Genomic DNA, 12,177 nt, shown 5'->3' on the forward strand with positions numbered 1-12,177 from the left:
AACAAAAAGGAATGTGCAGTGAAAAAACTCGTTAGCGCCTCTCTCCTGGCCGCCGGCCTGGCACTGGGCAGCGTCGCCCAGGCCGCCCCGACCCTGCTCAACGTTTCCTACGACGTGATGCGAGACTTCTACAAGGACTACAACACGGCCTTCCAGAAGCACTGGCAGGCCGAGCACAACGAGAACATCACCCTGCAGATGTCCTTCGGCGGTTCCAGCAAACAGGCGCGCTCGGTGATCGACGGCCTGCCGGCCGACGTCATCACCATGAACATGGCCACCGACATCAACGCCCTGGCGGACAACGGCAAGCTGGTGCCGGACAACTGGGTGACCCGCCTGCCGAACAACAGCGCGCCTTTCACCTCGGCCACCGTGTTCATCGTGCGCAAGGGCAACCCCAAGGCCCTGAAAGACTGGCCGGACCTGCTCAAGGATGGCGTGCAGGTAATCGTGCCGAACCCGAAGACCTCGGGTAACGGCCGCTACACCTACCTGTCGGCCTGGGGTTATGTGCTGAAGAACGGCGGCGACGAGAACAAGGCCAAGGACTTCGTCGGCAAGCTGTTCAAGCAGGCGCCGGTGCTCGACACCGGCGGCCGCGCCGCCACCACCACGTTCATGACCAACCAGATCGGCGACGTGCTGGTGACCTTCGAGAACGAAGCGGAAATGATCGCCCGCGAATTCGGCCGCGATCAGTTCGAAGTCATCTACCCGAGCGTCTCCGCCGAAGCCGAGCCGCCGGTATCGGTGGTCGACAAGGTGGTCGACAAGAAAGGCTCGCGCGCCGCGGCCGAGGAATACCTGAAGTACCTGTGGTCGCCGCAAGGCCAGGAAATCGCCGCCAACAACTACCTGCGCCCACGGGACCCGAAAGTCCTGGCCAAGTACACCGATCGTTTCCCGAAAGTCGATTTCCTGTCGGTGGAAAAAACCTTCGGCGACTGGCGCACCGTGCAGAAGACCCACTTCAACGATGGCGGGGTCTTCGACCAGATCTACGGCGGGAAATAACTACCCGGCCATAAAAAAGCGACCTTCGGGTTAATGCCCATCAATTGAAAATAAGGAAATTGTAGGAGCGAGGCTTGCCCGCGATGGACTTGAGAGCACTGCGTTTACCCAGTAAATGCGCGCTATCGTTAACGACCATCGCGAGCAAGCTTCGCTCCTACAGAGAATCACCTTCGCTTGACTGACTGGTATTAACGCTCGGGTCGCCTGGGATCTAAAGCCCGGCGGCAGCTTCGAACAACACTGCCTTCCCCGCCTGCTGCAGCTCCGGCAACATCGCCTCCGCCTCGATCTCGATCAGCCACTCGGGCAAGGACAGGCCGCTGACGATGATCCATGAAGACGCTGGCGGCTGCTGGGGGAAACGCTGCAGCAGCACCTGGCTGATCTGCTCCTGCTGCTCGCGGGCCGCTTCGGCGATGTAGATCCGCAGCATGACCACGTGGCTCAGGTCGCCGCCCGCCGCCGCCAGCACCCGGGCGATATTGTCGAAGCTCTGCTCGGTCTGCTCGCGCAGCCCCGGGCCGACGCAGACCTCGCGCTCATCGACAGCCACCTGGCCGGACAGCAGCAGGCGCCGCCCACCGCGTACCTCCACCGCCTGGCTGAAACCGTACTGCAGGGAATTGAAGACACTGGGCGGATTGAAGACTGACTTGTGCATGGGAACTCCGCTGCGATAGACGACCGCAAACCCTAAACCAAGCCCCTGCCCAAGGCCATCCGAAACCAGGCCGTTGAAACACCCGGCAACGTAACAGCCTGCCAGCTACATCGGCGGCGTCACCCCATCCTTGCCGGCGGAGATCGACTGCGCGGTGAGTGTGCCGTCCGCGCTCTGGGACACGAACATCACCACCTTGACCCCGGCCTTGAGCAGGCTGCGGTCACCCGGCACCAGATTGACGATGGGCACGTCGTCCGGCACCAGGATCGTCTGCTGGCCGCCCTTGTAGTTGACGGTCAGGGTCCGGCCGTTGCTCACCACCAGGTCGCCGACGCTGCCATTGGTCATGCTGCTGCCCTTGACCAGGTCGAAGGGCCGATGACCGTCGCCGGTGCCGGCCATCTGCGGCGGGAACACATGGACCTCCAGCGCCTTGAGGCTGCCATCGGCCTGCGGCACGGCGGCCGAACCTATGTAGCTGCCGGGCTTGATGTCCTCGATGTTGGCCAGGGTCACGGCGCGGACCTGGGTCTGCGGCGTGAGGTTGATGGTGACGTTCTCGCCGCTGTTGACGTGGACCCGCACCGCGTCGCCGGCGATGCTGGTGATTTCCCCGCGCACGCCGATGCGCATGCCCGGCGCGTCCTGGGCCTGGGCCGGGCCGGCCAGCAGCAGTGCACCGAGGGTGATCGCTTGAGCGCCGCCGAGCAGGCGGCGAAGACACAGATTCATGGGACGGACTTCCTGTGATGAAAGGTGGTACAGACGTCGAAACGAAAGCACTCCAGCGTCCGCGGGACAATGAGCGAGCTATGGAACTGAATGTAAGTAAATGTATCATCGCAACGCGAGACCGGTCGTCTGCCGCTCTGCGCCGGTCTCGCCAGGCATTTATTCCTGCACGGCATGAATGCTATCGCTCGTCAGCTTCTACCGCGTCACGGGCCAGCCCCTTAGCCTCGCCCGCATCCCTTTCGCTGCAACGAGAATCGCCATGACTGCCACGACCCAGCGGCTGCCTGCCGCCACCACGACCATGACCCGCGGCATGGTGCTGCTGTTCGCCTTCTGCTGCGGCGCCATAGTCGCCAACATCTACTACGCCCAGCCGATCATCGAGCTGATCGCCCCAGATATCGGCCTGAGCAGCACCATGGCCAGCCTGATCGTGTCGCTGACCCAGATCGGCTACGCCCTGGGCCTGTTCTTCCTGGTGCCCCTGGGCGACCTGCTGGAAAACCGCCGGCTGATGATCCTCACCAGCCTGGTGGCCATCGCCAGCCTGCTGGGCGCCGCGTTCACCGAGCAGCCCAATGCCTTTCTGCTGGTCTCGCTGCTGATCGGCTTCAGCTCGGTGTCGGTGCAGATCCTGATTCCCCTGGCCGCGCACCTGACACCGGAGGAATCCCGTGGCCGGGTGGTCGGCGGCATCATGGGCGGCCTGCTGCTGGGCATCCTGCTGGCGCGTCCGGTGTCCAGCGTGGTGGCCGACCTGTTCGGCTGGCGCGCGATGTTCATTGCCGCCGCGGTGCTGATGGCCGCCATCAGTGTGGTCCTGCTGCTGACCGTGCCCAAGCGCCAGCCCGCCCACAGCGCCACCTACGGCCAGCTGCTGGGTTCGCTGGGCAGCCTGCTGCGCCAGCAACCGGTGCTGCGCCAGCGAGCGTTTTACCAGGCCTGCATGTTCGCCACCTTCAGCCTGTTCTGGACCGCGGTGCCGCTGGAGCTGGCGCGCAACCATGGCCTGTCGCAAAGCCAGATCGCCCTGTTCGCCCTGGTCGGGGCCATCGGTGCCATTGCCGCGCCGATCAGCGGGCGCCTGGCGGATGCCGGCCACACCCGCGTCGCCTCGTTGCTGGCCATGCTGTTCGCCGCCCTGAGTTTTCTGCCGGCCTTTATCCACCCGGCCTACAGCGTCATCGGCCTGGCGGTGACCGGCGTGGTCCTGGATTTCTGCGTGCAGATGAACATGGTCCTTGGCCAGCGCGCGGTCTACGCGCTGGATGCCCATAGCCGCGGCCGCCTCAACGCGCTGTACATGACCAGCATCTTCATCGGCGGCGCCGTCGGCTCGTCGATTGCCAGCGCGGTGTACGAACACGCCGGCTGGCTGGGCATAGTCGGTGTCGGCAGCGCCTTGCCGCTGCTGGCCCTGCTGCGTTTCCTGAGCACCTCGCAGAAGGCCCTGCCCGTCACGGCCTGAGTGCATCCTGATCCCCTCGGATCGCAAACCGGGGGGCCATGCTCGATCGTTCAAACACAAGGAGTCTCGATGGACCGGCTGGCAGCCATGCAAACCTTCGTTCATGTGGTGGAAAGCGGGTCTTTTTCCGCTGCCGCCCGGCTTCTGGATATCGGCCAGCCGGCCGTGTCGAAAACCATCGCCCAGCTGGAGGCGCGGCTGGCAGTACGGCTGTTGCTGCGCTCGACCCGCGGCCTGACGCCCACCGAGGCCGGCATGGCGTTTTTCGAGCGCGCCAGGCGGGCCCTCGAAGAGGCCGACGAAGCCGATCTCGCGGCGCGTGGGGCCGGTTCGGGGCTCAGCGGCACGCTGCGGATCTGCGCCGCGGTGACCTTCGCACGCCTGCATATCGTGCCGCGCCTGGGGGCCTTTCTCGATCGCCATCCCGACCTCGACATCGACGTGGTGCTGGATGACCGCAATATCAATCTGGTGGAAGCCGGCATCGACGTCGCCCTGCGCATGGGGCCCTTGAGCGACTCCGGGCTGACCGCGCGGCGGATCGGCGAATGCCGGCGCGTGGTGCTGGCCACCCCCGACTACTTCGCCCGCCACGGCGAACCCGCCTGCCCCGCCGACCTGGGCCAGCACCAGGCGATCATCTACAGCCTCGGCGGCGGTGCCCACTGGCGCTTCGAACGGGGTGACGAACAGCAGTCGGTGACGGTCCGCGGGCGGATTCGCGTCAGTGCCGCGGAGGGGCTGCGCGAATCGGTGCTGGCCCACCAGGGGCTGACCCTGGCCTCGCAATGGATGTTCGCTCCCGAGCTGGCCAGCGGCGCGGTGCGCGAGGCCATGCCGGACTGGACGCTGCCCCGCCAGGAGCTATGGGCGGTGTTTCCCACCGGACGGCTGACCAGCGCCAAGGCCCGGGCCTTCGTCGAGTTTGTCCAGCAGCAACTGGCCAGCTCCGGGCCAGACGCTGCCCAAGGCTGAGCCGGGGTGCGCGCGGATTCAGATCCGCTCGCGCACCAGTACTTCGACCTTGGCCGCCTCGCCCCACTGGCGCACCCGCTCGATCAGCGCCAGATCGGTCTCGCCCACCAGGTACAGGGTCTCGATCGACTGCCTGGCCGCCCACTCGACGAAGCCGCACTGCTCGAAGGTGCTGACAGACGCCAGCTGGAACTCGTTTTCATAGAACCCCGGCGCCACCGCGACCCGGGTGTCCTGGGCGCTGACCTCGGGCAGGAACGGACAGGCCAGGTGCACCACGTCCCACTTCGCCACGCGCCAGTTGTGCAGCGCTTCGTCGAAGCGGCTGCGGGCGCCGCGGACAAAACCCAGGCCGTCGATCACCATGCGCCGGTTGATGATCATCCACACCTTGCGCTTGCGCGGGGCCTTGAGCAGCACCTCGCCGGTGACCTTCGAGGCGCGCAGGGCCAGGGCAATTACCAGCAATACCGGAACGAAGTAGCGATAGACGGTCTCGGCGTTGGTGGCGCGGGTCAGCTGGTACAGTCTGGACACCTCGCCCCGGGCCTTGCGCTGGTCGCCCAGGGTTTCATCCAGCCGGCCGAGCCAGGCCAGGACGGGCGGCGCCGAATACCGGGCGCGAAGCTCATCCAGCGCCTGGACCACCGTCCCCACCGAGAGCGCCGTCAGCTGTCCCTGCGCCGTTCTCTCTAGGGCAGCAAAACGCTGACAGAGCGCGTTCACCTGCGCGGCATCGGCGGCGCTATGGACAGTCGCGGCGGCACGACAATGATCCGGCCCCAACAGATCGTCGATCTCGGCCTTGAGGCGCCTCTGGGTCGCGGCTTCATTGGACTCGGCCAGTCGATAGTCGCTCTGGAACCATTCGGTCCTGACGTTCTGGGTCTCGCTGATCAGCGCCAGCGAGGCCAGCAGCAGCCAGCCGTAATCCACGCGCTTCCAGCCGACCTCGCCCAGGGGAAAGACCGAGATGAAGCTCCAGCAGAAGAAGTAGTAGAGGAAGATGAACAGCACCAGCAGGTACACCGGTGCCAGGGAGAAGTAGATCAGCTGCGGCACTTCGACATCGGCGAAGCCATGCAGGGCGAGCAGGACAGCGACAACACAGAGCCAGAAGGCCATGGGCGCGAAATAGGGTTTGTTCAGGCTTTTCTTCATCGGGCGCTCGGATGGCGATACTCAGGAACACCCCGGGGTATCGGCCATCCAACCGGCTGCTTGAACCGGCCCCGTCCGCGATCCGCTCAGTGGTCGCGGCTTACCGCAAGCCGCTTACTGGAACTGGCGCCCCAGCCCCGACGGCACGCCGTGGATATCGGTCTCTTCCCATGGCCCGTCGGGGCTGATGGAACGGCTCCAACCGTTGTTCCAGCGGTAGTAGGTGCGCTGGCGGTAGAACGTGTTGGTCTGGTTATCCAGCACATAGACGCCCAGGCGCGGATCCCAGTGGCTGTTGCCACCCGGCGGCGGCGCGAAGCTCGCGGAAGTGCGCGGCAGCGGCTTGGCCGGCTTGATCGGCGTGGCGGGTTTGCTCGGGGTGCTGGGCTGCGTCGGCTTGGTGCTGGGCTGCGCGGGCGGAATCGGTGGCAGGGTCTCGGGCGGCATCGGCTCCTGGACCGCACAGGCGCTCAACCCCAGGACCAGTGTTAACAGGGTGATGCGGGCAATGGCGGTCATGGCGGCTTCTCTTATTTATCCGGGCTGTCGATGGTCAGTTGTTGCGGCGCGGTGGTGCTGCTGGCCAGGGGCTTGCTGCGACCGACCCACTCGCCGGCCGTCGGTTGGCCGGCGCGGGAAATGCGTGCAACCAGTTGGACTTCCGGGAAGTTCGACAGTTTCAACTGCGGCATCATCGCGTCAGCATCCCCCAGCTCCACCGTCACCGGCAGGTCGGCCACGGTCAGGCGCTTGGCCGCCAGCGGCGCCGGCGGCCCGGAAGTGGCGCGGGCAAAGATGAACACGCTGTCGCCCGGCTGCACCTTGGCTTTCAGATCGGCGGCCAGGTCGACCCGCACCTTGAGCAGCGCGGCGGCCTTGGGCGCGGGCGCCTGGGCCACTTTGCCGCCGCTGGCCAGCAGCTTCTCGGTCGCCCGGTCGATACCGCCCTGCAGCGCGGCGCGCGAGTTGTCGTCCGCCGGCAGTTGCGCCAGCAGGCGGTTCCAGTAGTCGATGGCCTCTTGATAACGCTCGCCTTCGAAGGCGGCGATCCCCAGCAGGCCGAGGCTGGTGACTTCCTTCGGGTCGGCCTTCAGCGCTTCGTCGGTCAAGGCCTGGACCTTGTCCGACCATTGCTTGCCGTCGGCGAAGTACTGCGCCTGTGCCCACTGGCCAAGCAGTTCCGGCTGACGCCCGGCCAGGGCCACGGTGCGCTCGAAGATCTTCGCCGCATCCGCCGGGCGGTCCTGGGCCATGTAGGTACGACCGAGGAAGTACAGGCCCTCGGCGGAATCCGGCTGGGCGGCGACCGCGCGCTCGAGGCGGCGGGTCATCTCTTCCATGGATTGCGGGGCCTGGGCGAATTCACGGGTCAGCTCGACTTTGTCGCTGGCGCCGAAATGCAGATACAGACCCAGGCCCAACAGCGGCACCAGCAGCGCTGCCAGCAACGGCAGCGGCTTGCCCAGGCCAGACACCCGGGCCGGTTCCGCGCCCTCGGTGTCGGCCAGCAGTTCGCGCGCGGCTTCGGCGCGGCCGCTGTCCATCTGCTCGGCGCTGAGCACGCCTTCGGCCTGCTGGCCTTGCAGCTCGGCCACGCGTTCTTGATAAAGCGCCACGTTCAGCGCGGTACGATCCTCTTCACGCTGGGCGCGACGGCCGCGTAGAACCGGGATCAGCAGAAAACTCAGGGCTACCAGGAGCAGCAGGCCTGCGGCGAGCCAGAAATCAATCATTCGCGGTCTTTATCCAACAGTTGGTCGAGGCGCTGACGCTCCTCGGCGGAAAGTGTGCTCGGGCTGTCGCTGCGCTCTACGCGCCGACGCCGGACGATCACGGCGATGATCACCACGCCCCCCAGCAGCAGGCCGGCGGGGCCGAACCAGAGCAAGGCGGTCTTGCCGGTCAGGGCCGGTTTGTAGCGCACGAAGTCGCCATAGCGGTCGACCATGAAGTCGATGATCTGCTGGTTGTCCTTGCCTTCGCCGAGCATGCGGAAGATCTCCTTGCGCAAGTCCGCGGCGATCGGCGCATTGGAGTCGGCGATGTCCTGGTTCTGGCACTTGGGGCAACGCAGCTCTTTGGTCAGTTCGCGAAAGCGCTCGCGCTCGGCATCGTTGGCGAACTCGTAGGTATCGATCGCCGCGTGGGCCACACCGGCGATGCTCAGGCCCAGGACGGCCGCGGCCAGCCAGCGCTTCATGGCTTGGCCTCATCGGCCAGGGCCTGGTACTTGGCGGCCAGCTTCTCGCGCCACACCGCTTCGTCGATCACCCCGACGTATTTGTCGCGGATGATGCCCTTGGCGTCGATGAAGAAGGTTTCCGGCGCGCCGTACACCCCGAGGTTCAGGCCCAGGGTGCCCTCCTCGTCGCGGATATCCAGCTGGTAAGGGTTGTGGAACTCGGCCAGCCACTTCAGGGCGTCAGCGTTGACGTCCTTGTAGTTGACGCCATAGATGTTCACGCCCTGCTGCGCCAACTTGTTCAGCACCGGGTGCTCGACCCGGCAGGAAATGCACCAGGTGCCCCAGACGTTGACCAGCGCCGGCTTGCCCAGCAGGTCGGCGCGGGTCAGGGTCTTGTCGCCCTGCACCGACGGCAGGGAGAACTCCGGGAACGGCTTGTCGATCATCGCCGACGGCAGCTCGGCCGGGTCCAGGTACAACCCGCGGTACAGGAACACCGCCACCAGCAGGAACAGCGCCAGCGGCAACAACATTATCCAGCGTCTCATGCAGTGGCTCCTGTCATGCCCAGGGCTTCGCGCACCCGGGTCTTCACCTTGACCCGATAACGCCGGTCGAGGGCCGCCAGCAGGCCACCGAAACCGGTGAGCAGGCCGCCGAACCAGATCCAGCGCACGAATGGCTTGACGTGCACCCGAACGGCCCAGGCGCCCTCGCCCAGCGGCTCGCCGAGGGCGACGTAGAGGTCACGGGTGAAACCGGCGTCGATCCCGGCCTCGGTCATCACCGAGTTCTGCACCGTGTAGAGACGTTTTTCCGGGTGCAGCACGGCGATTTCCTTGCCGTCGCGGACCACCCGCACCGTGCCCTTGTCGGAGGTGAAGTTGGGGCCTTCGAAATGCTTGGCGCCCTCGAAGATGAAGTGATAACCGGCCAGGTCCATGGACTCGCCCGGCTCCAGGCGCAGGTCGCGCTCGGCGCTGTTCTGGCTCGACAGCACCACGCCCAGGGCGCAGACCGCGATGCCCAGGTGCGCCAGCTGCATGCCCCAGTAACTGCGGGTCAGGCCCGGCAGGCCCTTGATCAGGCCTTTGTGGCGGGTCTTGTCGAAGATGTCGCGGACCCCGGCGAGCAATACCCAGGCCGCCAGCATGAAGGTCGCCAGCACCGCCCAGTTGAAGTCGCCGTAGGCGATACCGGCCACCACCGCCAGCGCGGCGCTGCCCAGCAGCACCGGGGTCAGCATGCTCACCAGCCATTTGACCGGGGTGTCTTTCCAGCGCACCACCACGCCGACCGCCATCACCACCATCAGCAGCGCCATCAGCGGGATGAACAGCGCATTGAAGTACGGCGGGCCGACCGACAACTTGGCCCCGGTCAGGGCGTCCAGCACCAGCGGGTACAGGGTGCCCAGCAGGATCATCGAGGCCGCCACCACCAGCACCAGGTTGTTGCCCAGCAGCAGGGTTTCCCGCGACCACAGGTTGAAACCGACCTGGCTCTTGACCACCGGCGCGCGCAAGGCGAACAGGGTCAGCGAACCGCCGACCACGAACAGCAGGAAGATCAGGATGAACACGCCGCGCTCGGGGTCCGAGGCGAAGGCGTGGACCGAGGTCAGCACCCCGGAACGCACCAGGAAGGTTCCCAGCAGGCTCAGGGAGAACGCGGCGATGGCCAGCAACACGGTCCAGCTCTTGAACACACCACGCTTTTCGGTGACCGCCAGCGAGTGGATCAATGCGGTGCCCACCAGCCACGGCATGAAGGAGGCGTTTTCCACCGGGTCCCAGAACCACCAGCCGCCCCAGCCGAGTTCGTAGTAGGCCCACCAGGAGCCGAGGGTGATACCGATGCCGAGGAATGCCCAGGCGACAATGGTCCAGGGCCGCGACCAGCGCGCCCAGGCCGCGTCCAGGCGCCCGCCGAGCAGTGCGGCGATGGCGAAGGCGAAGGCCACGGAGAAACCGACATAACCCATGTAGAGCATCGGCGGGTGCACGATCAGGCCGATGTCCTGCAGCAGCGGGTTGAGGTCGCGGCCATCGCCGGGCACCTGCGGCAGGATCCGCGCGAAGGGGTTGGAGGTGACGATCAGGAACAGCAGGAAGCCGGTGCTGATCATGCCCATCACCGCCAGCACCCGCGCCAGCATCACTTGCGGCAACTGCCGGGAGAACACCGACACGGCGAAGGTCCAGCCACCGAGGATCAGTGCCCAGAGCAGCAACGAGCCCTCGTGGGCGCCCCACACCGCGCTGAACTTGTAGTACCAGGGCAAGGCGCTGTTGGAGTTGCTGGCGACATAGGCCACCGAGAAATCATCGACCATGAAGGCGTAGGTCAGGCAGCCGAAGGCGAAGGTCAGGAAGGCGAACTGGCCCCAGGCCGCGGGCTGCGCCAGGCCCATCCACAGGCGGTCGCCGCGCCAGGCGCCGAGCAGCGGCACCACGGCCTGGACCAGGGCAAAACACAGGGCCAGGATCATCGCCAGATGGCCGAGCTCGGGAATGAAGATTGCGGATGTCATCGGTCAGCCCTCCTTGGCCGGAGCCGGCGCCATTTGCCCACTGTCTTTCAGGGCCTTGGTCACTTCCGGCGGCATGTACTTCTCGTCGTGCTTGGCCAGCACTTCGTCGGCCACCACCACGCCATCGGCGTTGAGCTTGCCGAGGGCGACGATGCCCTGCCCTTCGCGGAACAGGTCCGGGAGGATGCCGCGGTAGGTGATGGTCACGGCCTTGTTGAAGTCGGTGACCACGAAACGCACGTCCAGCGAATCCGCCGAGCGTTGCAACGAGCCCATCTGCACCATGCCGCCAGCGCGGATCCGTGTGTCATGGGGGGCTTCGCCGTTGGCGATCTGGGTCGGGGTATAGAACAGGTTGATGTTCTGTTGCAGGGCGCTCAGCGCCAGGCCGACGGCAACGCCCACGCCGCCCAGCACGCCGAGGATGATCAACAGACGCTTTTTACGCAGCGGATTCACTGATTGTTCTCCCGGCGCAGACGACGCGCCTCTTGTTGCAGGTAACGCTTGCGGGCCAGCAACGGCACCGCCACGTTGAGGACCAGCACCACCAGGCAGATGCCGTAGGCTGACCAGACATACAGGCCGTGATGGCCCATGGCGAGAAAGTCGGCGAAGGAAGCGAAACTCATGATGCGGCCTCCAGGCTGTTCTGCACTTCGGCCCTGACCCAGCTGGCGCGGGCTTCGCGCTTGAGCACTTCAAGGCGCATGCGCAGCAACAGCACGGCGCCGAAGAAACAATAGAAGCCCAGCACCGTCAGCAACAGCGGCAGCCACATCTCGACGGGCATCGCCGGTTTTTCGGTGAGGGTGAAGGTCGCGCCCTGGTGCAGGGTGTTCCACCACTCCACCGAGTATTTGATGATCGGGATGTTGATCACCCCGACGATGGCCAGCACCGCGCAGGCCTTGGCGGCGCTGTCGCGATTGCTGATGGCGTTGCCCAGGGCGATCAGACCGAAATACAGGAACAGCAGGATCAGCATGGAGGTCAGGCGTGCGTCCCAGACCCACCACGAGCCCCAGGTCGGCTTGCCCCAGATGGCCCCGGTGACCAGCGCCACGGCGGTCATCCAGGCACCGATGGGCGCCGCGCATTGCAGGGCGACGTCGGCCAGTTTCATCTTCCACACCAGGCCCACCACCCCGCACACCGCCAGCATCACGTAGATGGACTGGGCCAGCATGGCGGCGGGAACGTGGATGTAGATGATGCGAAAGCTGTTGCCTTGCTGATAGTCCGGCGGCGCGAAGGCCAGGCCCCAAACGACGCCGACGGTGATCAGCAGCAACGCTGCGATGCTCAACCAGGGCAACAGCCTGCTGCTGATGCCGTAAAACCACTTGGGCGAGCCGAGCTTATGAAACCAGGTCCAGTTCATACTGTTTCCATCACGGGTGCCGCGCGTTGTCACGCACGGCCAGGGTCTTTAC

The 12,177-nt window shown here is 65.7% G+C and carries 14 protein-coding genes; 3 read left to right on the forward strand and 11 right to left on the reverse strand.

Annotated elements, in window-relative coordinates; all coding sequences use genetic code 11:
- Positions 1 to 18 precede the first annotated feature (18 nt).
- Positions 19 to 1,017 carry a sulfate ABC transporter substrate-binding protein gene (locus NRG23_RS10750; RefSeq protein ID WP_009047739.1) on the forward strand — a complete coding sequence of 333 codons (999 nt, stop codon included), beginning with the start codon at positions 19 to 21 and terminating at the stop codon, positions 1,015 to 1,017.
- 214 nt (positions 1,018 to 1,231) lie between these two features.
- Here the strand turns inward: NRG23_RS10750 and NRG23_RS10755 are convergent, their stop codons facing one another.
- Positions 1,232 to 1,681, reverse strand: a complete 450-nt coding sequence (locus NRG23_RS10755; RefSeq protein ID WP_041987153.1) for a RidA family protein — start codon at positions 1,679 to 1,681, stop codon at positions 1,232 to 1,234.
- 105 nt (positions 1,682 to 1,786) lie between these two features.
- Entirely contained in the window at positions 1,787 to 2,416 is a 630-nt protein-coding gene (locus NRG23_RS10760) for a DUF5666 domain-containing protein (protein ID WP_101282001.1), read from the reverse strand.
- A gap of 262 nt (positions 2,417 to 2,678) precedes the next feature.
- On the opposite strand from NRG23_RS10760, the gene NRG23_RS10765 reads away from it, so the two are divergent.
- Entirely contained in the window at positions 2,679 to 3,887 is a 1,209-nt protein-coding gene (locus NRG23_RS10765; RefSeq protein WP_028681921.1) for an MFS transporter, read from the forward strand.
- Positions 3,888 to 3,956: 69 nt separating this feature from the next.
- Positions 3,957 to 4,862 (forward strand): LysR family transcriptional regulator, encoded by a 906-nt coding sequence (locus tag NRG23_RS10770; protein WP_257374613.1) that lies wholly within the window; start codon positions 3,957 to 3,959, stop codon positions 4,860 to 4,862.
- Positions 4,863 to 4,880: 18 nt separating this feature from the next.
- Here the strand turns inward: NRG23_RS10770 and NRG23_RS10775 are convergent, their stop codons facing one another.
- The 9 genes from NRG23_RS10775 to NRG23_RS10815 form a co-directional block, all read right to left on the reverse strand.
- Positions 4,881 to 6,023 carry a hypothetical protein gene (locus NRG23_RS10775; protein WP_038631032.1) on the reverse strand — a complete coding sequence of 381 codons (1,143 nt, stop codon included), beginning with the start codon at positions 6,021 to 6,023 and terminating at the stop codon, positions 4,881 to 4,883.
- 114 nt (positions 6,024 to 6,137) lie between these two features.
- On the reverse strand, positions 6,138 to 6,542 hold the full coding sequence (locus NRG23_RS10780; RefSeq protein ID WP_009047733.1) for a hypothetical protein: 405 nt from the start codon (positions 6,540 to 6,542) through the stop codon (positions 6,138 to 6,140).
- An 11-nt stretch (positions 6,543 to 6,553) separates the two neighbouring features.
- Positions 6,554 to 7,756 carry a c-type cytochrome biogenesis protein CcmI gene (gene ccmI, locus NRG23_RS10785; protein ID WP_016702236.1) on the reverse strand — a complete coding sequence of 401 codons (1,203 nt, stop codon included), beginning with the start codon at positions 7,754 to 7,756 and terminating at the stop codon, positions 6,554 to 6,556.
- Positions 7,753 to 8,223, reverse strand: coding sequence for a cytochrome c-type biogenesis protein (locus tag NRG23_RS10790; RefSeq protein WP_009047731.1), 471 nt, complete (start codon positions 8,221 to 8,223; stop codon positions 7,753 to 7,755). Before NRG23_RS10790 ends, ccmI begins: the two co-directional genes overlap by 4 nt.
- Entirely contained in the window at positions 8,220 to 8,756 is a 537-nt protein-coding gene (locus tag NRG23_RS10795) for a DsbE family thiol:disulfide interchange protein (RefSeq protein ID WP_038581077.1), read from the reverse strand. Before NRG23_RS10795 ends, NRG23_RS10790 begins: the two co-directional genes overlap by 4 nt.
- Complete coding sequence (locus tag NRG23_RS10800) at positions 8,753 to 10,741, reverse strand: heme lyase CcmF/NrfE family subunit (protein ID WP_016702237.1); 1,989 nt, start codon at positions 10,739 to 10,741, stop codon at positions 8,753 to 8,755. Before NRG23_RS10800 ends, NRG23_RS10795 begins: the two co-directional genes overlap by 4 nt.
- A gap of 3 nt (positions 10,742 to 10,744) precedes the next feature.
- Complete coding sequence (gene ccmE / locus NRG23_RS10805; RefSeq protein WP_009047728.1) at positions 10,745 to 11,200, reverse strand: cytochrome c maturation protein CcmE; 456 nt, start codon at positions 11,198 to 11,200, stop codon at positions 10,745 to 10,747.
- Complete coding sequence (gene ccmD / locus NRG23_RS10810; protein ID WP_009047727.1) at positions 11,197 to 11,373, reverse strand: heme exporter protein CcmD; 177 nt, start codon at positions 11,371 to 11,373, stop codon at positions 11,197 to 11,199. The genes ccmE and ccmD overlap by 4 nt, the downstream gene beginning before the upstream one ends.
- Positions 11,370 to 12,125: a heme ABC transporter permease gene (locus NRG23_RS10815; protein ID WP_038631030.1), complete on the reverse strand. Its 756-nt coding sequence runs from the start codon at positions 12,123 to 12,125 to the stop codon at positions 11,370 to 11,372. The genes ccmD and NRG23_RS10815 overlap by 4 nt, the downstream gene beginning before the upstream one ends.
- Between the last annotated feature and the right edge of the window lie 52 nt (positions 12,126 to 12,177).

Source organism: Pseudomonas sp. T8 (assembly GCF_024610635.1).
In the GTDB taxonomy this organism is placed as follows: Bacteria; Pseudomonadota; Gammaproteobacteria; order Pseudomonadales; family Pseudomonadaceae; genus Aquipseudomonas; species Aquipseudomonas chlororaphis_I.

Bases quoted from the DNA above. Each gene is read 5' to 3' on its own strand.
- NRG23_RS10755 (WP_041987153.1), bottom strand. From the start codon at position 1,681: ATGCACAAGTCAGTCTTCAATCCGCCCAGTGTCTTCAATTCCCTGCAG.
- NRG23_RS10760 (WP_101282001.1), bottom strand. From the start codon at position 2,416: ATGAATCTGTGTCTTCGCCGCCTGCTCGGCGGCGCTCAAGCGATCACC.
- NRG23_RS10765 (WP_028681921.1), top strand. From the start codon at position 2,679: ATGACTGCCACGACCCAGCGGCTGCCTGCCGCCACCACGACCATGACC.
- NRG23_RS10770 (WP_257374613.1), top strand. From the start codon at position 3,957: ATGGACCGGCTGGCAGCCATGCAAACCTTCGTTCATGTGGTGGAAAGC.
- NRG23_RS10775 (WP_038631032.1), bottom strand. From the start codon at position 6,023: ATGAAGAAAAGCCTGAACAAACCCTATTTCGCGCCCATGGCCTTCTGG.
- NRG23_RS10780 (WP_009047733.1), bottom strand. From the start codon at position 6,542: ATGACCGCCATTGCCCGCATCACCCTGTTAACACTGGTCCTGGGGTTG.
- ccmI (WP_016702236.1), bottom strand. From the start codon at position 7,756: ATGATTGATTTCTGGCTCGCCGCAGGCCTGCTGCTCCTGGTAGCCCTG.
- NRG23_RS10790 (WP_009047731.1), bottom strand. From the start codon at position 8,223: ATGAAGCGCTGGCTGGCCGCGGCCGTCCTGGGCCTGAGCATCGCCGGT.
- NRG23_RS10795 (WP_038581077.1), bottom strand. From the start codon at position 8,756: ATGAGACGCTGGATAATGTTGTTGCCGCTGGCGCTGTTCCTGCTGGTG.
- NRG23_RS10800 (WP_016702237.1), bottom strand. From the start codon at position 10,741: ATGACATCCGCAATCTTCATTCCCGAGCTCGGCCATCTGGCGATGATC.
- ccmD (WP_009047727.1), bottom strand. From the start codon at position 11,373: ATGAGTTTCGCTTCCTTCGCCGACTTTCTCGCCATGGGCCATCACGGC.
- NRG23_RS10815 (WP_038631030.1), bottom strand. From the start codon at position 12,125: ATGAACTGGACCTGGTTTCATAAGCTCGGCTCGCCCAAGTGGTTTTAC.